Annotated in this window: 23 protein-coding genes, 1 tRNA gene and 2 rRNA genes; 5 read left to right on the forward strand and 21 right to left on the reverse strand. The window is 59.4% G+C overall.

Going from position 1 to position 22997, the window contains the following annotated elements; all coding sequences use genetic code 11:
• Nucleotides 1-35: 35 nt before the first annotated feature.
• The 3 genes from F4V58_RS05800 (at nt 36) to F4V58_RS05810 (ending at nt 1713) form a co-directional block, all read left to right on the forward strand.
• Nucleotides 36-1178 (forward strand): alpha/beta hydrolase family protein, encoded by a 1143-nt coding sequence (locus tag F4V58_RS05800; protein WP_075734155.1) that lies wholly within the window; start codon nt 36-38, stop codon nt 1176-1178.
• Between the two features lies 1 nt (nt 1179).
• The gene (locus tag F4V58_RS05805) at nt 1180-1584 is read left to right on the forward strand and encodes a YchJ family protein (protein ID WP_075734157.1); all 405 of its coding nucleotides are present in this window, start codon (nt 1180-1182) and stop codon (nt 1582-1584) included.
• A 52-nt stretch (nt 1585-1636) separates the two neighbouring features.
• A tRNA-Pro gene (locus tag F4V58_RS05810) sits at nt 1637-1713 on the forward strand.
• A 386-nt stretch (nt 1714-2099) separates the two neighbouring features.
• Here the strand turns inward: F4V58_RS05810 and F4V58_RS05815 are convergent.
• Nucleotides 2100-2312 (reverse strand): antitoxin, encoded by a 213-nt coding sequence (locus F4V58_RS05815; RefSeq protein ID WP_075734161.1) that lies wholly within the window; start codon nt 2310-2312, stop codon nt 2100-2102.
• A 179-nt stretch (nt 2313-2491) separates the two neighbouring features.
• Here F4V58_RS05815 and F4V58_RS05820 point away from each other — a divergent pair, with 179 nt between their 5' ends.
• Nucleotides 2492-3748 (forward strand): site-specific DNA-methyltransferase, encoded by a 1257-nt coding sequence (locus tag F4V58_RS05820; protein WP_075734163.1) that lies wholly within the window; start codon nt 2492-2494, stop codon nt 3746-3748.
• Here the strand turns inward: F4V58_RS05820 and F4V58_RS05825 are convergent.
• The gene (locus F4V58_RS05825; protein WP_245802952.1) at nt 3745-4719 is read right to left on the reverse strand and encodes a CE1 family esterase; all 975 of its coding nucleotides are present in this window, start codon (nt 4717-4719) and stop codon (nt 3745-3747) included. The genes F4V58_RS05820 and F4V58_RS05825 overlap by 4 nt on opposite strands.
• Before the next feature lie 215 nt (nt 4720-4934).
• Between F4V58_RS05825 and F4V58_RS05830 the strand changes: the two genes are divergently transcribed.
• Nucleotides 4935-5753, forward strand: a complete 819-nt coding sequence (locus F4V58_RS05830) for a class I SAM-dependent methyltransferase (RefSeq protein ID WP_075734164.1) — start codon at nt 4935-4937, stop codon at nt 5751-5753.
• On the opposite strand, the gene der is transcribed toward F4V58_RS05830, so the two are convergent.
• From der to F4V58_RS05920, 19 genes are all read right to left on the reverse strand, one after another.
• Nucleotides 5750-7369: a ribosome biogenesis GTPase Der gene (gene der / locus F4V58_RS05835; RefSeq protein WP_075734166.1), complete on the reverse strand. Its 1620-nt coding sequence runs from the start codon at nt 7367-7369 to the stop codon at nt 5750-5752. The two genes, F4V58_RS05830 and der, sit on opposite strands and share 4 nt — an antisense overlap.
• A complete protein-coding gene (cmk, locus tag F4V58_RS05840; protein WP_075734168.1) occupies nt 7362-8057 on the reverse strand; it encodes a (d)CMP kinase in 696 nt (231 codons plus the stop codon). Before cmk ends, der begins: the two co-directional genes overlap by 8 nt.
• Before the next feature lie 5 nt (nt 8058-8062).
• Nucleotides 8063-8992, reverse strand: coding sequence for a pseudouridine synthase (locus F4V58_RS05845; RefSeq protein WP_075734170.1), 930 nt, complete (start codon nt 8990-8992; stop codon nt 8063-8065).
• A 158-nt stretch (nt 8993-9150) separates the two neighbouring features.
• Nucleotides 9151-9699, reverse strand: a complete 549-nt coding sequence (gene scpB / locus F4V58_RS05850) for an SMC-Scp complex subunit ScpB (protein WP_075734172.1) — start codon at nt 9697-9699, stop codon at nt 9151-9153.
• Nucleotides 9700-9709: 10 nt separating this feature from the next.
• A complete protein-coding gene (locus F4V58_RS05855; protein WP_075734174.1) occupies nt 9710-10537 on the reverse strand; it encodes a segregation and condensation protein A in 828 nt (275 codons plus the stop codon).
• 11 nt (nt 10538-10548) lie between these two features.
• Nucleotides 10549-11412 carry a ParA family protein gene (locus F4V58_RS05860; RefSeq protein ID WP_075736558.1) on the reverse strand — a complete coding sequence of 288 codons (864 nt, stop codon included), beginning with the start codon at nt 11410-11412 and terminating at the stop codon, nt 10549-10551.
• 154 nt (nt 11413-11566) lie between these two features.
• Entirely contained in the window at nt 11567-12727 is a 1161-nt protein-coding gene (locus F4V58_RS05865; protein ID WP_075734176.1) for a hypothetical protein, read from the reverse strand.
• A gap of 48 nt (nt 12728-12775) precedes the next feature.
• The gene (gene xerD / locus F4V58_RS05870; protein ID WP_211272741.1) at nt 12776-13672 is read right to left on the reverse strand and encodes a site-specific tyrosine recombinase XerD; all 897 of its coding nucleotides are present in this window, start codon (nt 13670-13672) and stop codon (nt 12776-12778) included.
• 38 nt (nt 13673-13710) lie between these two features.
• Nucleotides 13711-14352, reverse strand: coding sequence for an NUDIX domain-containing protein (locus F4V58_RS05875; protein WP_075734180.1), 642 nt, complete (start codon nt 14350-14352; stop codon nt 13711-13713).
• A gap of 3 nt (nt 14353-14355) precedes the next feature.
• Nucleotides 14356-15303 (reverse strand): copper transporter, encoded by a 948-nt coding sequence (locus F4V58_RS05880; protein WP_075734182.1) that lies wholly within the window; start codon nt 15301-15303, stop codon nt 14356-14358.
• The gene (steA, locus tag F4V58_RS05885; protein WP_075734184.1) at nt 15303-16487 is read right to left on the reverse strand and encodes a putative cytokinetic ring protein SteA; all 1185 of its coding nucleotides are present in this window, start codon (nt 16485-16487) and stop codon (nt 15303-15305) included. The genes F4V58_RS05880 and steA overlap by 1 nt, the downstream gene beginning before the upstream one ends.
• A 26-nt stretch (nt 16488-16513) precedes the next feature.
• The gene (gene recN, locus F4V58_RS05890; RefSeq protein WP_075734186.1) at nt 16514-18202 is read right to left on the reverse strand and encodes a DNA repair protein RecN; all 1689 of its coding nucleotides are present in this window, start codon (nt 18200-18202) and stop codon (nt 16514-16516) included.
• A gap of 48 nt (nt 18203-18250) precedes the next feature.
• Complete coding sequence (locus tag F4V58_RS05895) at nt 18251-19141, reverse strand: NAD kinase (RefSeq protein WP_075734188.1); 891 nt, start codon at nt 19139-19141, stop codon at nt 18251-18253.
• Entirely contained in the window at nt 19141-19956 is an 816-nt protein-coding gene (locus tag F4V58_RS05900; protein WP_075734190.1) for a TlyA family RNA methyltransferase, read from the reverse strand. The genes F4V58_RS05895 and F4V58_RS05900 overlap by 1 nt, the downstream gene beginning before the upstream one ends.
• On the reverse strand, nt 19956-20120 hold the full coding sequence (locus F4V58_RS12480; protein WP_169833307.1) for a hypothetical protein: 165 nt from the start codon (nt 20118-20120) through the stop codon (nt 19956-19958). Before F4V58_RS12480 ends, F4V58_RS05900 begins: the two co-directional genes overlap by 1 nt.
• Nucleotides 20120-21103 (reverse strand): HAD-IIA family hydrolase, encoded by a 984-nt coding sequence (locus F4V58_RS05905; protein WP_075734192.1) that lies wholly within the window; start codon nt 21101-21103, stop codon nt 20120-20122. Before F4V58_RS05905 ends, F4V58_RS12480 begins: the two co-directional genes overlap by 1 nt.
• Complete coding sequence (locus F4V58_RS05910; RefSeq protein WP_150385716.1) at nt 21100-22317, reverse strand: tetratricopeptide repeat protein; 1218 nt, start codon at nt 22315-22317, stop codon at nt 21100-21102. Before F4V58_RS05910 ends, F4V58_RS05905 begins: the two co-directional genes overlap by 4 nt.
• Before the next feature lie 337 nt (nt 22318-22654).
• Nucleotides 22655-22772, reverse strand: a 5S ribosomal RNA gene (gene rrf, locus F4V58_RS05915).
• A 130-nt stretch (nt 22773-22902) separates the two neighbouring features.
• A 23S ribosomal RNA gene (locus F4V58_RS05920) occupies nt 22903-22997 on the reverse strand; the annotation flags it as partial.

A 22997-nucleotide genomic window follows, 5' to 3' on the forward strand; every position in this document is an offset into this window, starting at 1 on the left:
TCCCGTTGCAGGCCGGGGGCGTTATTGTAGAAACTATGCAATCCGTGAATGTGTCAGTACCGTCTAGCACCGGATCAAAGATGGCAGGAACCATCGATTTTCCGGACACCACCCCCACAGCTTTCGCCATCTTCGCGCATTGCTTTGCCGGCTCGCGCCACACCCCCGGCGCCGCCCGCACGTCAAAGCAGCTAACCCACCACGGGATTGCCACGCTGCGCTTTGACTTTCCCGGGCTGGGCCAATCTGAAGGTAGCTTTGCAAAGACCAGTTTTTCCCAGAACGTAAGCGATATCAAGGCGGCGGCTGCCTGGCTCACAGAGAACTATCACGCGCCCCAGCTGCTTATCGGCCACTCGCTGGGCGGCGCGGCAGCGCTAGCGGCCGGCTCCACAATTAGCTCCCTGCGCGGCGTGGCCACCATCGGCGCACCCTTTGACCCAGCGCACTCCGTGCTGCACTACGCAGACAAGATTGGGGAGGTAGATGAGGCCGGGCAGGTGGAGGTTACCCTGGGCGGGCGCACGTTGACTATTTCCCGTTTCTTCTTAGAGGACCTGGCAGACACAGATCCGGTGGTCTACCTGCGGAAGCTCAAAAAGCCGCTGATGATCTTGCACTCTCCGGTGGATACCACCGTGGGGGTGGACAACGCCCAAAATATCTTCCGCATGACGCGCTACCCCAAGTCCCTAGTTGCCCTGGATAAGGCAGATCACTTGCTTACCAAGCAGGGCGCGGCCGCCCGCGCTGCGGACTTAATTGGGTCGTGGTCAGATGAGTTCATTGTGCCGGACTTTGCACCGGAGGACGTGGGCCCTGATGCCGTAGTAGCCCGGACTGCCATTGGCACCAATTTCGGGGTGGTGGCCCGGACACACAACCGCAATATCTCCGCAGACCGCACGCGGGCGGAGGGTGGTAAGGACCAGGGGGTCACTCCGGAGGGGTTGCTCATGTCCGCTATTGCTACCGCGTCAGCACAGGCTGTCAAAGCCAAGGCCCGGGAGCTCAAAGTCAGGTTGGCCGATGCCGCCTTTGAACGCTCCGTAGAACTGCTCCCGGCCGCAGGAACAGATCTTGACCACGTCGTTCGCCAGCAACTTCTGCTAGCGGCGCAGCACAGCCCACTGGACAGCGTTCTGGGACGGGCCACGATCACGGAAGTTGAGGCTTAACATGACTGTTCATAATCCACTCGCGGACGGTTCCCGCTGCCCCTGCGGTACCGGCTTGCAGTACGGGCAGTGCTGCGGGCGCTACCACGCCGGTGCGGCTGCACCAACGGCTGAAACCCTGATGCGTTCGCGCTTTACCGCCTTTGTTACCGGTGATGAAGCATATCTTTTGCGCACCTGGGACCCCGAAACCCGGCCGTTTGACCTGGCGTTGAAAGAAACCTCTATCAAGTTCTACCGGCTAGACATCCTAGACGCCGTGGCCGGCGGGCCCTTAGACGCCACTGGTGAGGTGGAATTTGAGGCCTTCTACAAGGGTAGTTCGGTGGGGTCGCAGCGCGAGCGTTCCACCTTCCGGCGCGTGGACGGAAAGTGGGTCTACAGCGCTGGTGAACTGGGCGATTAACACCTGTGAGAAAACGTGTTGTAACCTATTCGAGCAGCCATAAAGGCCGCAACGGGCTATGGCGCAGCTTGGTAGCGCACTACACTGGGGGTGTAGGGGTCGCAGGTTCAAATCCTGTTAGCCCGACCATTATCAGGCCAGAACAATCACTTGTTCTGGCCTGATTTTTCTTATCCTGCACCGCGCCCACCCCGATATGAGAGCTCTGAGGGGATCTTCGGAAACGGGGCTCTTCGGAAATGAGCGTCCTGCCGTGGGTGTGGTGTTGAGGTATTTCTTGTCAAGGTTGGGTCCGCTAGCGTGGTGCATCTGTATCCCGCGATAGACCTGATGTCGCGGCGGGAAGCAGCCAAGGCTACGGCACAGTGGATGGAGGAGTTCTACAACCGGAAACGCCGGCATTCCAGCATCAACATACTGGCTCGGGAGCACGCAGCTGGAGCCGGCGCAAACGCAAAAGCGCCCGGCCGAAGCCGGGCGTCCAGCGATTTTCCTACCGCGAAGAAGGCGTAGCCTTAGCGCTGTGCTTCCGGATTGTTCGTGCCGTGATCCGCGTTGTTCTGCCCAATGTGCTCATCGGCCTTCTGGCGCGCCTTGTCAATTTTGTCGGCGTGCTTGTTACCTAGCTTGTCCTTGGCCACGTCAGCTGCTTTGTCCAAAGCGGAGTCGGAGATCTTCTCCCCTTTTTCAGAATTCAGCAGGCCTTTTGCTTTATCGAAGATACCCATGTGCGTATTCCTTTCAAATAAAATAACTTAAACTTTTCTTAGCTACCTTGCCTATTGTAGTCCTCCCGCCGGTCGCTGCGACATCCGGGGCCAGGTTCGCAAAGGCCACACCAGAGGTTTCGTGTCCTAGCACCGGGTTAAACCCCGTGTTGCTAGGGCGGACTACTAGAATTAAGCCCATGACCCACGAGTCTTTCTTCGGACTGGCCTGGCCCGGTAAACAAGCCGCTGCCGCGCAAGCCACGGCCTCTGCTACCTGGCGGATAATTCCGCGCCGGGCAGGCGGTAGCCGCACTCTGCCCGAAGTCTTACACAACAGCCTCACTGCCGGGGACAATCTTGAGTTCCTGACACTACTGCGTGAGCCTTGGCGTGAGAGCGTGGACGTCATCTACATTGACCCGCCGTACAACACCGGACGCGATTTCATCTACAAAGACAACTACCGCAGCCGCCGGGAACACAACTCTAGCGACCATGGCCGGTGGCATGCCCAATGGCTATCCATGATGTTTCCCCGCTTGATAGTGGCTAGGGAGTTTCTCAAACCTTCCGGGTTCATCTGTATCTCCATCGGCGAAGACGAAGTGGCAAACCTCCGCAAGGTAGCTGATGAAGTTTTTGGGGAAGAGTGCTTTGCCGGACAGTTAATTTGGAAGAAGGCCGGCACGGGAAAAAACGACTCCCGCTACGCCGTAGTCGAGCACGAGTATGTTCTTGTCTACGCCAAAAGCGTGGACAATCCCGGATTTAACCTAGACCGCGGCGGAGTAAAAACTACCCGCTATAACCACTCCGACAGCAAAGGCCGCTATTCCCTAGTCCGGCTAGACTCCAAGACCTTGGGCTATCTAAGCAGCCTGGACTTCCCCATTACCGGGCCGGACGGAAAGACCTACTGGCCTGACCAGCCCGCGGGTAAAGACAAGGTTGCTAGGTGGCGCTGGGGCCGGGAAAAAGTCCAGGAACATGGTGCTGAACTGGTTTTTCGGCGCGGCTTTGTCTACACCAAAAACTACGAATCCGCGGGGGCCAAACCGCGTTCCATCTTAGATGGTGCCAGATTTGGGGTCACGCGCACCGGCCGCAAAGACGCAGAGGCTGCTTTAGGAATCGTGGGCATTTTTGAGTTCCCCAAACCGGTGGGCCTGGTCAAACACCTGATTGACATCTGCGGTCCCAGTGACGCCGTGGTAATGGACTTCTTTGCCGGCTCCGGCACCACCGCGCAGGCGGTGGTTGAACTCAACGCAGAAGACGGCGGTCAGCGCACTTTCCACATGGTGCAGATCCCGCAGCCCACCGACACCAAGAGCGTGGCCTACGCGGAGGGGTTCACTACAGTGTTTGACATCTGCCTGGCCAGGACGCAGTCGGTGTGCGCCAACCACGGTGTGAACCTTGACGTGTTTGATACGGAACCTATTACTGATTAATTCAGTGCATCCGCGCTATCACTAGTGCCGGCGGGCCGGCCGGGGATCCCAAAGAAATCCAGCACGGCGTCGGTAGCAAACCCCGGTGGAAGCTCCTCCGAGTGATCGTAGGTACCACCAGGCCACACGTGACTTCCGCCGCCAATGCGGATATGGACCAGCGGGCTGTCACACCCCAGCCACCGCATCCGCAACGAAGTGCTGGACAAGCGGACAGCCTCAACGTCCGGCTGACACCCGTTGCGCACCTGGTCACGTTTTAAGATCTCATCAACGGACCGGTACCCGGTCTCGTGCCGCTTTCCTCCGTAATAGGACACCACGGGGTCATTGGTGCCGTGTATATCCAACCTGCCCACACCGGTGTCTGCGCAAGACTCGTGGATTTTGTCGTAATAGGCAGCGGAGATACTGGCTACAGAGTTAAATGTTTCAGGAATTTGGCACGACAAATAAACTGCAAACCCGCCACCGTTGGACATACCTACTGCGTGGATACGGGAGTCATCCACCGCGTAGGTGGCCCGTACGGAGTCCACGATGTTGGTGACAAACTCAACGTCCTCCGCGCCGCTGGTGGTGGCGTACGGTGCCGGCGCCCACGCGCCCTCTACGCCCTGGGGGTAGACCATGATGGCCTGGGCAGCGTTGAGCTGCGTGTAATCCTCAATCGCCTCAGCTTGTTCTTTCCATCCGTGAAAGGCCAGAACTACCGGCCACTTCTGCTGCGGGGAATAGTCCTTGGGCAGGTGCAGAATAAAATTCCGCCCGGATGGTAGGTGGATATTCTTAGACTCCCCTGGCAGCGGGCCCACCAACGGGGCTGAGGTGGGGATGGACAGGACGGATCCCGCAGACCCCGGCTGCGTCTGCGCCACTGGAGGTACCGTGGGGTCCGGCGCGGAGAAGAAACCACACCCGGAAAGGACCAAGGACGCGGCCGCCAGACTGCAAAGTGCGCGTTTAATCACTGGATTGCTCGCGTTCCTTCCTCATGTTTGCCACAGGCGCTGTTATTGACTCTCACACTTTAACAGCTCAGCGCAACTGCCCCTTCCACTAACGCACCTACGGTATATTCTCACCGCCTGCTCCGGATGGACCGCGACGGCTACCAGTTGCTGGAAATGGAAGATGTGCCAGGGACTTTAGCCCAAATGGCAGACCATGGGTAAGTTGTTTTCCTATGCCCCATCCTTATACCTCGCCACCGCCGGAGAATTTCCCGCATTACCGCCGCCCCTCTGCCAAAGACGCCCCCAGTTTCACCAGTCACCTGGCGCGTACCGACGCCGCGCAGGCATTCTCACAGGGCGCGGAAACCTACCAAGATGTACGCCCCGGCTACCCGGATGAGGTGGCAGCCCTTCTTGCGGGTTTCCCGAGCGTAGTTGATATTGGCGCCGGCACCGGAAAATTCACCGAAGCCCTTGGCAACCACACCGTGTACGCGCTAGATCCTTCTGCGGATATGTGCCGGGTACTGCGGAACAAGGGTGGCGCCTTGGTGTGGCGAGCAAAGGCGGAGGCTACCGCGCTGCCGGCGGCAAGCGTTCACGCGGCTTCGTGCGCCCAAACCTGGCATTGGGTAGACTCCCCGGCGGCCTGCGCCGAGCTAGACCGGATCATCAGGCCCGGCGGCCGGGTGGTACTGGTGTGGAACACTTTGGACGTCACGGCGCACCCGTGGGTACTCCGGCTTAGCCGAATAATGCACTCCGGGGACGTGCAGAAAGAAGGTTTTTACCCGGAGGTTGGCGCCCCTTGGGAAATCACCCAAGAGCTCCGCCTGAAATGGGAGGACACTACCACCCCGGAGCGGTTGCACCAGCTGATGCATACAAGGTCCTATTGGCTGCGGGCAAAAGAAAAAACCCAGTTGAGGATGACACACAACCTCAACTGGTATTTATTCGAGCACCTAGGCTTTGCGCAGGGGCAGCACATAACGCTGCCCTACCGCACAGACGCGTTCGTGCTAGAACGCGCCCCGAAAAGCCCCTAGCGCCGCTTCTTCTTATTATCGCGACGCTCACGGACGCGGACCGCGATTTTTACCGGTGAGCCGTGGAAACCGAAGCGCTCACGGAACTTGCGCTCCAAGTAGCGCCGGTAGCCGGCGTCCAGGAACCCGGTGGTAAACAACACAATGGTGGGCGGCTGGGTGGTTGCCTGCGTGGCAAAGAGCACGCGGGGAAGGCGGTTATTTTTCATGGGAGGCGGGTTGGCCGCAATGGCCTCCCGCAGCCAGGTGTTGAGCTGGCCAGTAGAGACTCGCTTGTCCCAGCTTTCCAGCGCCTCCAACATCGCGGGCTCAAGCCTTTGCAGCGCGCGCCCCGTTTCAGCGGAGATATTAACCCGAGTCACCCACGGGAGGTGCTCAAGCTGCTGATCAATTTCCCGGTCTAGGTAGTAGCGGCGGTCAGGGGTCATCAGGTCCCATTTATTGAACGCGATAACCAATGCCTTACCGGACTCCAGAATCATGTTAAGCACGCGCTGATCCTGCTCGGAGACTTCCTGGGAGGCGTCAATGAGCATGATACAGACCTCGGCAGCATCAATAACGCCGCGGGTTCGCAACGAAGCATAGTATTCGTGGCCCTGCGCATTTTTGACCTTCTTGCGCAGCCCGGCGGTATCAACGAACTTCCACAGGTGCTGATCTAGCTGCACGAGGGAGTCCACGGGGTCAACGGTAGTGCCGGACTCATTGTGGACTACGGAGCGCTCCTCGCCCAAGAACTTGTTGAGCAGCGAGGACTTACCCACGTTGGGTTTGCCCACCAACGCCACGCGGCGCGGCCCGGAGGTAATGGACTTGCCCCGGGGTTCTTTGGGGAACACGCGCAGGATTTCGTCCAACACGTCCGCGCCACCGCGGCCGTGCTGGGCAGATACCGGCCAAGGATCGCCCAGGCCTAGGGCATAGAACTCCGCCACATCTGCGTACATGGTGTCTGAGTCAAACTTATTGGCCACCAAGATGACCGGCACCTGAGATTTTTGCAGATTCCGGGCCATGACGTGGTCCGTCTCGGTGATACCCACCTGGGTGTCAACCACCATGACAATGACGTCCGCGGTTTCCATGGCAACTTCCGCCTGGCGGGCGATGGCGCCGTGGATTCCCTTGACGTTGGGGTCCCATCCGCCGGTATCTTGCACGAGGAACCGCTGGCCGTTCCAATCCGCGACGTAGGAAATGCGGTCGCGGGTAACGCCGGGGTGATCCTCAACCACGGCTTCGCGGCGGCCCAGGAAACGGTTAACCAGGGAGGACTTTCCCACGTTCGGGCGGCCCACCACCGCAACGGTGAATAGGCTTTCTTCGATGTGGTTGTCGGTTACGCCGAAGGTCTTGGAAAGCTCTTCCCACTCCTGTTCGTCCATGGCCAAGGGAACGTCCGCGCCGTCCTCGTCTTGCTCTTCGCCATAATCGGCTTCGCCAAACTCGGAGTCATCAAAGTTGTCCTCGTCGAACTCAAAGTCAAAGTCATCTTCATCGAATTCGGCTGAGGCCCAGCCACCGTGTGGGTCTGCTACTACTTCTTCTTCCAGCTTCCCGTGCGGGTAGTTGAACTCGGTTTCTTCAGTGTGATTCTGGGGGTCTTTAGCCATGGCTAGACTCCTTTACTATGTCAGTCAGGCGCTCGAGCACCTGGTCGAGCGTGAGCTCGGAAGTATCTACGATAACCGCGTCCTCGGCCGGGCGCAGTGGGGAGGTTTCGCGAGACGAGTCTGCGGCGTCACGCCTTTCGACGTCGGCAAGCACCGTGTCAAAGTCAGTGTCTATCCCGGCAGCCACGTTTTGGTCAAAGCGCCGCTGAGCGCGGACTTCTGCAGACGCGGTGAGGTAGACCTTGGCCGGTGAATCCGGCAGCACCACAGTTCCGATATCGCGTCCCTCCACGATGGCACGGTGTGCTTCCCGCGCCAGTTTGCGCTGCAGCTCCACTAGGTTGTGGCGCACCTGCGCGATGGCGGAAACCGCCGAGACATTGCGGGTGACCGCTTCTTCGCGGATTTCTTTGGAGACATCCTCCCCTGCCAGCAACACCTGCTGCGAGTCCGGATCATCGGAGACTTCCAGGGGAAGCTGCGCGGTAACGCGGATAACTGCCGGGGCATCAGCCGGATCCACCCCTGCGCGCAGTACCGCCAACGTGGCTACGCGGTACATAGCACCGGTGTCTACGTATTTCGCGTCCAGCCTTTTAGCCAGCGCGCGGCAGGTGGAGGACTTTCCGGTGCCGGAAGGGCCGTCCACCGCTAAAATCAACCCATCAGCGGGAATGTTACTAATCATCGGGCCTACATCTCCACCGCGTTGTACAGGCTGGTCAGCTCGTTGCTGTTGAGTGCCCGGAAGGCACCCGGGGTAGTTTCTCCCAAGGAGATGGTGTGGAATTTGGTACGGACCAGGCGCTGGACCGGGTAACCGGCTTCTTTGAGCATCCGGCGAACAATGTGCTTGCGGCCTTCATGGAGTTCCACGCGCACCAGGGAGTACCCGCCGTGCTTGTCCACCAGCTGCGCAAAGTCAGCCTTAGCCATGCCGTCGTCGAGTTCAATACCTTCTTGGAGCTGACGGATAACCTTGTTGTTGAGCTCACCCAGCACGGTGGCCAGGTAGGTCTTTTGCACGCCATACTTGGGGTGCATGAGGCGGTTAGCCAACTCCCCGTCGTTGGTGAGCAACAACAGTCCTTCAGTGTCAGCGTCCAGACGGCCCACGTGGAACAGGCGCTGCCCGGCGGCAACCTTCTCAGAGACTAGGTCCCCTACGCAAGGCCGGCCCATCTCATCTGACATCGTGCACTGGAGCCCACGGGGCTTGTTGAGTACGAAGTACTGCATCTTCTCATTGACGTTGACGCGGACGCCGTCCACACGGATGACATCTACTGATGGGTCAACGCGCAGACCCTGCTTTATGACGATCTGCCCGTTGACCTCTACGCGGCCGGCGTCGATGAGAATTTCGGCGTGGCGGCGCGAAGCCACGCCAGCTTTGGCCAACACCTTTTGGAGGCGTTCACCGGATTGTTCTTGGTTTTTCTTCTTGCCTTTGCCATCAACCAACCAGTCCGCACCCAGGTCCCGGGCTACGGATTCGGCGGTGGCTTTGCGTTCGGATTTCTTTACGTGCTGACGACGGGCCGGTTTAGCGTTAGAGACAATGATGTCACTATCTCGCTTTTTCTTCTCCGGTGTGCCGTCGCGGCGAGCGGTGGGGTTCACGGTGTCGTGTCCTTTTCTCTTGAGCGTCTATGCAATTTAAGGTAGCGCGCGGTGTTGTTGAAACGGGTCTGTTGTTTAACAGATCTAGCGCACGCCGGCAATCCTAGCCTAAAAAGCGGCTAAACCCTATCCGGGCACCGCAAATACTGGCGGTTTTTCTAAAAGTCTTCCTCAATCTGATCCACATCGGGCAGCAGCGGAGCTAGATCGGGAAGCCGCTCCAAGCTATCTATTCCTAGCAGCTCTAGAAATAATTCGGTGGTCTCATACTGGTGAGCCAGGCCCTCGCGCTGTTCGACTTCCCGGATTAGCCCACGCAAGGCCAGGGTACGCATGACCCCGTCTACGTTGACACCGCGCACGCCCGCCACCTGCGCTCGTGTACACGGCTGCCGGTAGGCAATAACAGCTAGCGTTTCCAGGGCTGCCCGCGAGAGCCTGGTTTGGGTACCGTCCAATAAGAACCCCTCCACGGCCTCCGCGTTGCGCTGGCGGGTATATAGCCTCCACCCCTCGGCTGTCTCCCGGAGTTCAAATCCCGAACCACGGTCCTCAAACTCACGCGCCACGGTGCGCAGCAAGTCGCTGACCACTGACGTGTCCAGTTCGAGTGCGCGGGACAGAGCTTCTACCGAGGCCGGCGTATCCAGCACCAGGAGGATAGATTCCAACCGCGAGCGGTCTTGGGAAATGGGCGGAAGTTGCATGGGTTCTACCCTAATCCCAGTTGCTGGCGGCCACAACGGCGGGGTCTACGTCCAGCCCGGTCCAGGCAACGTTAAGCGGCCCCAAGGACTCTGGCTGGTCAGTTTCCACCGCTTTGGCTTTGTAGAGTTCCAACAGCGCCAGGAAGCGCCCCACCACTTCCATGGAAACCGTGCAATCCCGGGTAAGGGCGTCAAAGCTTGTCCAGGTGTCTGCGCCCAACATCTTCAACAGCCCCATAATCCTCCCGGCCTGCTCAGGGACAGATACCGCCACTTGGTGAATGTGGCTGGTGTTTACGTCTTCGAGTGCCTTTGGCCTAAATACGCCCACCGCCAGTTCCGCGAAAGAAGCCGGGGTGTGGCCCAGCTGGACCGGAGGCAATAGTTGCGCGAAGCGGTCCTCTATCCCCACCGCGCGTGGGTAGCGGCGGCGCGCGTCGCGCTGCCATTGCGCAAAAAGGTCCGCTATCTGCTTGTAGGCGCGGTATTGCAATAGTCGCGCAAACAGCAAGTCGCGAGATTCCAATAGCGCTAGGTCCTCAAGGTCATCTACTTCCCCGCGCGGCAAAAGCCTAGCGGTTTTAAGGTCAAGCAATGTTGCTGCGACGAGGAGGAACTGAGTGGTCTCATCCAAGTCTGCGGTAGTACCCAGCGCCCGGGTGTAGGCCACGAACTCATCCGTCACCGCAGACAAGGCCACGTCTGTGACGTCCATCTTCTTGGCCTGGATGAGTTGCAACAGCAGGTCAAAGGGGCCCTCGAAGTTTTTGAGAGCAATCCGGAAACCGGTGATTTCCGGCTGGTTATCCGCCGGTTGGACGGCGCTACGGGCGGCCATGGGCAAGCACCTTAGCTAGTCCTTTCGATGACCTCACGTGCCAGGTCCCGGTACTGCTTGGCGGCCTGGGAATTAGGGGCCCAGGTGGTGATGGCCTCCCCGGCAACGGAGGTTTCCGGGAACCGCACCGTGCGGGTGATGACCGTGTCAAAGACTTTTTCACCGAAAAACTCCACGACCCGGGACATGACTTCACGGGCGTGTTTGGTGCGGCGGTCGTACATGGTGACCAAGATTCCTATGGTTTCTAGGTCAAAGTTTATCCGCTCAGAAACCTTTTCCACGGTGTCGGTCAACAGCGCCAGACCGCGGAGGGAGAAGAATTCACATTCCATGGGAATAATAACCCCGTCCGAACAGGCCAAGGCGTTAACCGTCAGCAGGCCCAGTGAGGGCTGGCAATCGACGATGATGAAGTCATAGTCACGGTGAACCGGGCGCAGCGCCCGGGCCAAGGTGTGCTCGCGGCCTACTTCATTGACCAGTTGGATCTCCGCCGCAGAAAGATCGATATTGGCGGGAACCAAGTCCATTCCCGGCACCCCGGTGGGAACAATTGCAGAGTGAATGGACACACGGTTGTCCAGCATGACGTCGTAGACCGTGTCCTCAATCTCATCGTGATTAAGGCCCAGGCCGGCGCTCAACGCGCCCTGCGGATCCAGGTCAACCAGCAGGACTTTACGCCCGGCTTCTGCCAGGCAAGCTCCCAAGTTGATGGTTGAGGTGGTTTTACCCACTCCACCTTTTTGGTTACACATGGAGATTATGGTGGCGGGGCCGTGCTTTTCCAGTGGCTTAGGCTCCGGGAACTCGCGTAGCGGACGCCCCGTCAAACCGACACCTTGCGCGTCGAATAGGCCGTCATCACTCACAGTCACACCTCAATCCTTGACCCGTGACCGTCTTTAGTCACGGGAGATACCCACAACAGGCTTACATGCCTGTTATTACCAGACTTATCTTACTCAGGTTACCTTCTCACACCGGAATGGGGCGAAAAAGCCGAAGTTTACCGCCTAGTTAAGGCTATTGCCTTGACTTTGCCAGCTGCCGGTTGCGCCTCCCAGCCAGGAACACCCCGGTGCCACAAGCCGCCAGCAAGATGGCGCCAAGCACCCCACCGCCAATGAGAAGGATAGGACTAACACCGTCTTTTTGGGCCTGGACTTCCTTTTCAAGATCTTCCTTACTGGCATGGTCGGCGGAGGCAAAAGCTGGGTCACGCAAGGTAGCTGTGGCCACAACCCCGCTGCCATCAGCCTTAACCAACTGCATAATGAAGGGATTATCCGGGGCTTCGCCCTGGGGATAGGTCAGGGTCAGCGTTCGGGAGGCTATGTCAATATCCCTGTCCACGCCGTGAATGAAGTTGCCCTGGCCGTCCACGTAACGCAGTTTGACCGTTTGCTCATCAATGCTGCCAAACTTTTGGTAAAGATCCAGGGCCTTATCCACGGACAACTTAGCGGTAATGGTGTTGCCCGAAATCGTGGCCTCTAGGTAAATATGCTCCGCCTGCAAGTCATCAACCGGCGGGGCCGCCTGGCGCTCCGGCTTACTCCCCGGCACCTCCGGGCGCGGGCCAGCGGGCGCCCCCTCCCCAGAACCTTGTTGAGGGGAACCGCCACCCTTGCCGTGGGAGTCCCCTGGCATGGAAGCGCCTTCGGTGCCGTTGCCGCCTTCGGCGCGGGGCGCACCACCGTTGCCGCCTTCGGCGCGGGGCGCACCGCCTTCTGAGCCAGGAGAAGGTGGGGTTACCCCGCTACCCTGCACCCCACTATTGTCGGTGCCAGCGGCGGGTGTGGCTACCAACTGGATGGTGGCGCTGAAACCGGCCGCGGAAACGGGCACGGAAATAGATCCGCCGGACGCCGGTGCCGTGACAGATGCCGATCCGCCAGAGGCACTGACCTCCCAGCCGCCGCCCGAGTAAGAAGCTTGGGCCGCAACGGGAAGCGAGACAGTGGTGGTTTGCCCGGCGGTAACGTAGATGGGCTCGGAGATAGCTTGTTTCACCATCTCCGGGGAAATACCTTGCGGCAGGGCCAGTGCTGGTGCAGTTGAGATAGCTCCGGCCACAGCGGCCGCCAGCGCGGCTCCGGTTAGACGGGTGAAAATGTTTAACACAGCTTGAATCCCCTCAGATTGGTTTTTCTCATCGATCTTGGTTGCCACCTTTGTTGGCACTTTTGTTGCCGCCTTTGTTGCCACGGGGTGGCTTTGCAACTCTACCCCTTATGCCCGCGGATGGGCGGCCCGCCACATCTCTTGGAGGGCTTCAGGGTTGAGGTGGGTATAAATCTGGGTGGTGGTCACCGAGGAGTGCCCTAAAAGCTCCTGGACCACACGCACGTTAGCACCGCCCTCCAGGAGGTGGGTGGCAAAGGAATGCCGCAAGGTGTGGGGAGAGATTTTCTTGTCTATCCCGGCCCGCTCCGCCCCGGCTTTAATGACCACCCACGCCGATTGGCGCGATAACGGCCCGCCGCGCGTATTGAGAAACAGCGCAGGGGATTTTCCCACCGTCATCACAGGGCGTGAGCGCACCAGATATTGTTCTAGCGCAGCCCGGGCGCGGGCGCCCACCGGCACCAACCGGTCCTTGTTGCCCTTGCCGCGTACTTTAAGCACACCCAACTCCCCGGGCGCTAGGCCGGTGCTCATGGCCGTGGCGTCATCAACACTAAGCCCCACAATCTCGGAGATACGGGCTCCCGTGCCGTACAGCAACTCCAGCAGCGCGCGGTCGCGAAGGTGGACGGCCCCGGCTTCTTCCCCATCGGGGATGTTGTCAATGAGTTTTTCCACCTCCGCCACCGAAAGCGTTTCCGGTAACCGCTGGGCAGTGCGCGGAGGAGAAACCTGCGCCGCGACGTCCACCGGGACAAGGCCCTCAGCCAGCGCAAACTTGTGCAGACCCCGGGCCACGATAAGCGCGCGATTGGCGGAACTAGGGGCCAGCTTTTCCCGGAGGAAGGCAAGGTAGGACTCGACGTGTTTTTCCGTGACAAACCCCAGATCCGTGATGCGCGCCTCCTCCAACCATTCCACGTAACGCTTCACGTCGCGGCCGTAGTTACTCAGGGTGTTTTCCGGGGCGCCTTTTTCCACCGCCAAGTGGTTCAGCCACACTTCGCCAGCCGCTTGCGCGGGGGTATTCCGGGAGCTACTCACAACTTTTTCAGGTCCGGACCGGGGCGGCGCTGGGCAATAGAATCAGGGCGCAGGTCAAAGGGCACGTCCACGCTACGGGCCTGTGCCCCGCAGCGCACCACCTGGTAGGCGGACAAGATCCCGGACACGGCGATGGAATTAACAATCTCCCCGGTGAGGATCCGGGACACGGCGGTATCCAGTGGGACCCAGGCAAAAGCCATATCCGCCTCCTCATCACCTTGGGCATCGAGCTTTTCAACGCTTGTTAACCCTGTGGCCAGATACACGCGCACAGACTCCTCGCAAAAACCCGGGGAAGTCACCAGGTCGCAGAGCACCGACCACTGTTGGGCTTGGATCCCGGCTTCCTCCTGCAACTCCCGCTTGGCTCCGGCTAGCTCGGATTCACCCTTGATGTCTAGCAAACCGGCCGGCAGCTCCCAGAGCCTCCGTCCCACGCTGTGCCGGTACTGCTCCACCATGGCTACGCGCCCAGAAGCGTCTATGGCCACCACGGCCACCGCGCCCAGATGCTCAACGATTTCGCGGTGTGCCACCGCGCCGCCTGGCATGCTGACGCGGTCGCGGCGCAGGGCGATAATGGGGGCATCGGCAAGTAGTGCCGAATCCAGCGTCTCAAATTCGTGCCTAGTCATCTGTTACTCCTTCACGGTGGGCATAGGTGCCTTCGCGGACGTGTCCGCGCCGTAGGCTCCGGAACGGCCATCAAGTTGCTCGCGCACGGCCAGCACCGTGGCTATACGGGCCCAGACGTGGTTGATGGAATCTACCGTAGATACCTCATTGTCCTTGTCAGCGCGCAGCCTGCCTATCGAGCCCATCTCCGCCGCAGACTCAATCCGTGCGGCCAGGACCGTGTTTTCCCCAACTTCGTTGAGGCCGGTGAGCATCTGGGCAAGTTGCTCCGCCTTGAAACCGGAGGTTCCCTCCCCGTCCGTGCGGCCGTCTACGACCACGATTGCCTGCGCGGGCAGGACCGTCTCATCCTCGTACTTAATAAAGTCCTTTTTCTTCAACGTCTGCAGCAACGTGGCGCGTTCTTCCACCGTTGCCAGGGGATCGGTAGTTTCCGGATCTCTGAAGAGCCCATATCCCAGCGCCTGGCCGGCGTGCATACCAACCCCCACGTTCTTAGTGGACAAAGACGCCCCCGCCGGCAGGGAGTTGGCAATCAGGGCAGAGAGTTTATCCGCCTCTTCTTTGTCAAAAAAGCGGTCCGCTAGGTCAATGCGGCCGGCGTTGATTGCACCAGCCGCCTCCAGGAGCGACTGGATGGAGGCCACCTCGTGTTCCGTGGCGTTTGACGTGGATATCAGCAACACGGGGCGCTGGGCCAAGGTGTCAGCAACGGTACCCGGTGCTAGCTCAGCCAGGACCTCATCTGCAGACTTCAGCTGCGCGCTATTTATCTGGTTGTCCTGGACTGAGCGCCGGTACTCATCGCGGACCGCTGCTTCAGTCTCATCAGTGCCCACAGATCCGCTGACCACGGGGCCCAGCGCGAAAGCGCCCAGGGCAACCCCCACGGCCACGCCAAAACCTAGGCCGGTGACCACCGGCGCGGAAGAAGAAAAACTGCGCGGCATTAGCTAAACCACCCCGTGATGATTGAAGAAATATTGTCCCAGGTACCTTCCAAATTTTCCACAAAAGAACCCTGACCGCCAAAACCCGCCACCAGCACTATCACCGCAATGGCAACCAAAATGGCCAGCAAGGCCCACAGCCAGGCCAGCGTGCCCCCGGCGGGAGCCGTGTAGAGGCTGATGACGGCATCCGCGTCCACAACCTTGCGGCCGGCCTTCATGCGAGCCAAGTACGCGCTGGGCGCGGCGTTATCCGCGGCCGCAAAAACCTGGTCCAGGTCAACCGCGCCGCCCACCTGAACAATCATGTCCGCCTCGTGGTAGTCCACCAGCAGTAGCGCTAAATCTGAAACGGAGTCCACCGTGGAGGGAAACGTCACCGCGCCCACCCCTAGGTCCTGGATCCGCTCAAGCCCTGGTGCCCGGCCGTCGGGGGCGGCCGGAAGAACTACCTTGGAAGCGGCACGCAGGGTCTCCGCCTCTACCTCGGTGGGATCAGCAATAACGACATCAGGGGTATAACCCATATCCATCAAGGAATCAGCCGCAGCGCCAACCGCCACCGTCATGGGCTCGTACTCACGGATAAAGTTGCGCAACAACTTGATTTTGGCGCGATGGTCCTCACTGGGGGAAACGACTATGACCTTGCGGCCCTGCATGGCAGTGCCCAGGTCGGGGATACCAAGACCATCTATCAGCAACGGGCCTTCAGCATGAATGAACTGGATGGAGTTGCCAAAATAGGCCTCCATCCTGTCAACCAGGCCGCGCTGGGCTTCCGCGTAGACCTCATCCGCCCGCTTGGAGTCCAAGAATTGTCCCTCTCCCAGGAGCTTCTCCCCGGAGTAGACCTCCCCTTCCTCAGTCAGCCGGACCTTCTTGCCGTCCTTGACACGGTTGCGGAATGTCTCTCCCAGGCCCTCCACCAGTTGTACCTTTGCATCCAACAGCACGCGCGGGCCAGTGTTGGGGATAGTCCCCGTTGCAAACTGGGAGATATTTAAAACCGCGGCCGGGCCGGCGTCTGCCAGGTGCTGTGCCTCTTGACGGGAGATATCTGTGGCATCAACGACCGCGAAGTCACCAGCGGAAAGCTTCTTAAATCCCCTGCCGTGCGGGGTGCAATCGCGCAGGGTGGCATGCAGCCCTGGGAGATCGCTGTTTCGGGAAAACAAACTCATGCGCGCGATTGTCCCACGTCATATACCTAAAGTGGGTTAGGCGCGCGCAAGCGCCCCACTTCCTCCTGGGCGCGGTCGTAGAGTTCCTGGGCGTGGGCCCGGCCTGTCTCACTGCCATCTAGTCCGGCCAGCATGCGCGCCAATTCTTCGACTCTTTGCTCCGGCGTGAGGTTGGATACCCCGGAGGTAGCCAACTCCTTGGCCACATGAATGTGGGCATTGGCAAAGGCCGCCACCTGGGGAAGGTGAGTTACCACGATAACCTGGTTATTGAGCGCAAGCCTGGCCAGGCGCCGCCCGATTTCCACTGCGGCACGCCCGCCTACGCCGGCGTCCACCTCATCAAAAACCATGGTGGTGCCGCTAGTGTTGGCCGCTAGAACCACCTCAAGAGCCAACATGACGCGGGAAAGCTCACCGCCGGAGGCAGAGCTTGCCAGGGGGCGGCCGTTGAGCATCAACTCCACTTCATCCGCGCCGGTGCGGGAGTATTTTGCGGTCCGAACTTGGGCCTCTAACGCCGATGCCCCCATGGCCAAGCCAGCCAACTCCCGCGTCACGGCAGTAGATAACGCTGCAGCTGCGCGTTTGCGCGCCAAAGTCAAAGCCTTGGCCTTGGCAATCATCTCCGCCTCCGCTTCCATGACCTGACGCTTGAGTTCCTCGAGTGCCTCCCCGGAGGTATCAATGGAACTTAGCCGGGCGGCGGCGTCCTCACGCCATTTAAGGACCCCGTCAATATCCGGCGCGTACTTGCGGGTGAGTGCCTTGAGCTCTTGCTGGCGTTGCAGGCTCTTTTCTAGCTGGTTGGGATCTGCGGGCAGGCCATCCAGGAACTGGCCCAGCTCTCCTGCAATATCGCTCAAGCGGGCGGTGATATCCCCCAGCTGCTCACCGAGCGCGCTCAGCTTGGGATCCTCCGCTCCTGCTAGCTGCGAGCGCGCCTGGCCTAGCAAAGCCGCAGCCGAGGACTCCCCAAAGCTGTCCTCACCATCAATGGCGCCCAGCGCAGAACTGGCTTGCTCGCGCAGCCCATCAACGTCTTGTAACCGGCGGATTAACTCCACCAACCCCGCGTCTTCCCCGGGCTCTGGGGCAATGTCATCAATCTCAGCGACCGCGTACTGCAAGCGGTCTACTTCTTGGGCTAACTCCCGCCGCGACTGCGTGCGGTGTGCATAGTCTTTAGCCAGGGTGCGCCAGTGCCGGAAGGCCACGGCGTAGTCTTCTAGCAACGGCCCAACCTTATGGTCGGAGCGGTCCACGGCCAAAAGTTGTTGATCCGGGGCCAGTAACCGCAGCTGGTCATTTTGGCCATGGACGGTGAGAATTTTCTCCGCGAATTCCCCCAACGTGGCGGCGGGCACTGCGCGGCCTCCCAAATAGGCCTTGGAACGGCCGGCGGCGGAGACGGTACGGGAGGCTATGTATTCCCCGTTTTCATCGGCCATACCCCCTACGGACTCCACCAGCTGGATTACCTCCTCACGAGATTCCAGCTCATCAATGATAAAACGGCCCTCAACTGCGGCCTTATCCGCGCCCTGGCGGACCCGGGAGGCGTCCGCCCTATTCCCTGCCAGCAAACGCAGCCCGGTGACCACCATGGTCTTACCGGCACCAGTCTCACCGGTCAGGACGGTCAACCCGGAGGAAAGTTCCGCTGAGGCGCGTTCGATGACGCCTAGGTTTTCAATGGAGATATCGGCAAGCATGTCCGCATTCTATAGTATTTTTGTTCGATTACAGCTAAAGGCGTGGGCCTAACCGCGCGGGCCGCGCCAGCCTTCCACTGGCAAGCGGAATTTAGAGACCAAACGGTCAGCAAAAGGCAGGCTGTCCAGCCGCACCCACTTTACCTCCCGCTCACCGCGTACGACCTCTACGCGCGAACCCGGCGGCATAGTGATATCACGAGTGCCGTCCATGATGACAATGGCCGGTGAGGTCGAAGACACCGACTCCACCGCGACACAAGATTTAGGGGAAACAACCAAGGGCTTGGCAAACAACGCGTGGGCGTTATTTGGCACCACCACTATGGCATCCAACTCCGGCCACAGCACCGGGCCGCCGGCGGAAAAAGCATAGGCAGTAGAACCGGTGGGACTGGAGATCAGCATACCGTCACACCCATAAGAGGACACTGGCCGGCCGTCAATCTCCAGCACCGCGTCAAGGACACCCGAGCGGTTCAAGTTTTCCACGCTGGCCTCATTAAGTGCCCACGACGTACCGATGAGTTGCCCGTCCTGGTCCAGCACCCGGACGGAAAGAGTCATGCGCCCCACCACCCGGTAGCTACAGGAAATAACGCGCTCAATGGCGTCATCCATTGACTCAGCCTCAGACTCTGCCAAAAAGCCCACGTGTCCAAGATTGATGCCCAGAACCGGGACATCAACCGCGAAGGCTAGATCTGCGGCCCGCAAGAACGTGCCGTCACCGCCAAGGACCAGTACCATCTCACAGCCTGCTGCCGCCGCTTCATCGTGCGCCACGACTTCCAGGTCACCAAAGTCAACCTCCGCGCGCTCATCGGCGCACACGGCCACCTCAATGCCTGCCGCGCGCAGCCTATCCGCAGCCTCAAACATAGCCTCAACGTTATCCGCGCGGCCGGTATGCGGTACCAATAAAATACGCCGTCCCATTACTCCGGGCCCTCCTCGATAGCACGTTTAACCGCAGCTTCTAGCTCTTGCTCGCTCATCCGTGAGCGCCCCTGATCAAGGACCAGGTGCAGGAAATACTCAACATTGCCGCTAGGCCCCGGCAGCGGGGAGGCTGCAATTCCCTGGCAGCTCAGCCCCAGGGTTTCCGCAAATTGCGCAACCCCCAGGGTTGTTTCCACCCGCAGATGCGGACTGCGTACCACACCGCCTTGACCCAACCGGTCCTTGCCAACCTCAAATTGGGGTTTGACCATGGGCAATAACGTAGCTGACTCCCGCATACACGAGACAATAGCCGGAAGCACCAACCGCAAGGAGATGAAAGACAAATCCCCTACCGCCACGTCAAGCGGCCCGCCGGTCATCTCTGGCGTGAGATTGCGGATATTAGTCCGGTCAAGCACGGTGACCCGCGGATCATTTTGGAGCCGCCACAAAAGCTGGCCGTATCCGACGTCCACGGCCACGACTTCCTTGGCCCCACGCGACAAACACACGTCTGTAAAGCCACCAGTGGAGGCCCCAGCGTCTAGTACCCGCTGGCCTTCCAGCGGTACATCAAAAGCCTCTAGAGCGCCCAGAAGCTTGTGCGCGCCACGCGACGCCCACTGGTCCTCCGGGGATTCCTCCACCCGGATGGAAACCTCCGGGTCCACGACCGTGGCGGGCTTGGCGGCCTGAAACCCTCCCACGTAGACTCTCCCGGCCTTAATCATCTGGACGGCTTGTTCCCGGGATCGCGCAATCTTGCGACGGACCAATTCCGCGTCCAGGCGGCGGCGTTGAGGTGCCATTAGTTCTCCTGCAAGGCGTCACGCAATAACATGTGCGCCTGGTCTAGCTGAAGGTATTCGTCTTTAAGCGACTCGGGTTGCACAGCGAATACCTCCGCTACCTGCGCATCAAGCACCGAAGGCTCTGTCACCGCATGGGGATCACGCGGCTTGGGAACCGCCATCACCACCACTTCCCAGTGGCTTCCTCGGCTTTGTCACTACACGGGCGCACGTAGCGCGGTGCTTTGGGCAGCGCCCACGCCACCTCCAAGACGGTACGCAAAGCCTGTACCCACGTGGCGTTGTCATCACCGTTTTCCAACAACACATCCTGGCCGTCGAAACGTGCGGTGAAACCACCCTGCGCACCTGGGCGCGCTTGGGCGCGTGTCAAAGAAAGGTCACAAAGGTTTACGCCAACATAATCCGGCCGCAGCCGTTCCGGTGCCTCGATAAGCTCCATGGGCCCGCTCACCCCAGTTAACACGTGCAGGGTGTCCATAGCGGCGTTATTGCCGCCCATGATGTCAGTATCAAGACGGTCCCCCACTACCAGCGGCTTGGTTGCCCCTAGCGCGCGGGCTGCCTGGATAAACATTTCCGGCCCCGGCTTTCCGGCAGACACCGGCTCCACGCCGGTGGAGGCAGTAATAGCTGCCGCCAGCGCGCCGTTTCCTACCGCAAAACCGCGGCTGGTTGGCAACTGCAGGTCCATATTAGAACAGTAAAAAGCAGCTCCACCTCGAATAGCCAAGGCGGCCTCGCTCAACTGCTCCCAACCCATTTCCGTACTAAGTCCCTGGATAACCGCCGCAGGTTTATCATCCGCCGACTCCACCACAGTGAAACCAGCGTCAGTGGCTAGTTCCTTAAAGGACTCCGTACCAATTACCAATACCTTGGAATGCTTCTTCAAATTCTGCTTGACCAACCTGATAGCAGCCTGCGCTGAGGTAACCACGCTTTCCGTCGTAGCTTCAAGCCCGATACCCCGCAGCTTATGCGCCACGTCCTCCGGTGCACGGGAAGCGTTGTTGGTTACATACACGGCTGGTAGGCCGCAGGCGTTCAACGTATCCACTGCACCGCGAATAGGTTCACCGCCCTGCCAGATGGTTCCATCCAAGTCCAGCAGCAAAGCGTCATGTTTGGTCAAAAGGCTCATTTCAGCTCCTCCAGGCGCTGCGCGGCATCAGTCCAGCCACCCTCATCTATTTCAACGGTATGCTCAAACCACTCCCGTGCTTTGTCAACCTGACCCAGCTCCGCGAAGGCATTAGCGTAGGCGTAAGCCAACCGTGTTGCCCCCATACCGCGCTCCTTCTTGTCCGGGTTGGCACGCTCGATGGTAACTAGCGCCGACTCATCCTGACCAAGGTCTTGACGGGCGCCCGCAACAACAATGGCAAGCTCAATGGCACCTTCGCGGCTAAGCTCACGAGCTTCATCAGAACGACCCAACTCAATTGCCTTCTCAGGGCGTCCCATGCCGCGTTCACAGTCCGCCATCACGGCCAACATACCGGGTCCACCGGAAATACGACGCGCGGCACGAAGTTCAGCCAGCGCCTCTTTCCACTCACCTGCGCGGTAAGCGGCAATACCGTTGACCTCACGGGCAACAGACACGCGCCCCGCGCGGTCCTTAGCCGCACGCGCATGGCGCAGAGCAAGCTGCGGATCATCTTCCATCCACATGGCAGCCATGATCATATGTTTCGCGGTAGCGTCAGCATTTTCCTTGGACAACGACTTCAAATCCTGCAAAACAGAAGGATCCAAATCATCCGGGTCAATATCATTGGGCAAGTCCGGATCATTAGCGCGGTTTTCTAAACGCTGCTCACGGAAACCAGACTTCTGGGGACTAAAGGAACGGGACTTCTTCTGCTCATCATCCCATCCATCACGACGGTCATCACGCGAACCACCACGACGATCATCACGCTTACCGTAGCCACCACGGTCATCACGGCGATCATCACGCTTACCATAACCGCCACGGTCATCACGGCGGTTGTCCCGCCGGTCATCACGCTTGCCGTAGCCGCCACGGTCATCACGGCGGTTGTCCCGCCGGTCATCACGTGACCCACCACCACGACGGTCATCACGCTTGCCGTAGCCACCACGGTCATCACGGCGATCATCACGCTTACCATAACCACCACGGTCATCACGACGGTTGTCCCGGTGATCGTCACGCGAACCCCCACGTCGCTCGTCGCGGCTGAAGGAGCCACGCTCGCCGCGCGAAGATCGATCATCACGCTTCGGGCGCCTATCGTTCCTTCGCTCAGAATCCCGTGAGGAGCCATCCCTCGAGTCCCGACCCCGGGATTCATTATCCCGGCGACCGTAGCTATTAGATTCAGACATAAGGCCTTACACTTTCAAATCGATGTTGCACGCAAATACCTAGCTATCCTACTAGCCAAATGCTGAAAACCCTAGTCGGAGCCGGAGGCAGTGCCGTTCCCAACCATCTACTTGGGCAGCGGAATCTCAGGAGTCCTAGGATTGCCGGTCAATCAGCCTGATGGATACAACGCCGCGCCTAAGCGAGGATAAAGGTTTATGAAAGTCACCTACAATCCGGTTTTGGTGTAGGGGTTGCTTGGGTATTGGGGGTGTGTTGTGGTGGTGTGAAAACGCAGAAAGAGCCTAGACGTTTGTCTAGGCTCTTTGCTGTTTATTTTGTTGTGTTATGTTTTTATGTCGGCGGTAACTTACTCTCCCACACCCTCCCGGGTGCAGTACCATCAGCGCGGGCAGGCTTAGCTTCCGGGTTCGGAATGGGACCGGGCGTTTCCCTGCCGCTATTGACCACCGACAAATTTGTGGGGTTTGGTTGTTGTCCCTGACTTGTTTGTTGTGTCAGATACTGTGTAGTGGACGCGAGCACTTGTGGTGCATTTTGTTTTTGTTACGTGCGTTGGTAACACATTGTTCCCACAGGTGTGGGTGTGTGTTTGTTTTGGTCTATTAGTACCAGTAGCCTTCGCATCTTGCGATGCTTCCAGGTCTGGCCTATCAACCCCATAGTCTTTAGGGGACCT

The sequence above is a fragment of the Corynebacterium phocae genome, assembly GCF_008693075.1.
Classification (GTDB): Bacteria; Actinomycetota; Actinomycetes; order Mycobacteriales; family Mycobacteriaceae; genus Corynebacterium; species Corynebacterium phocae.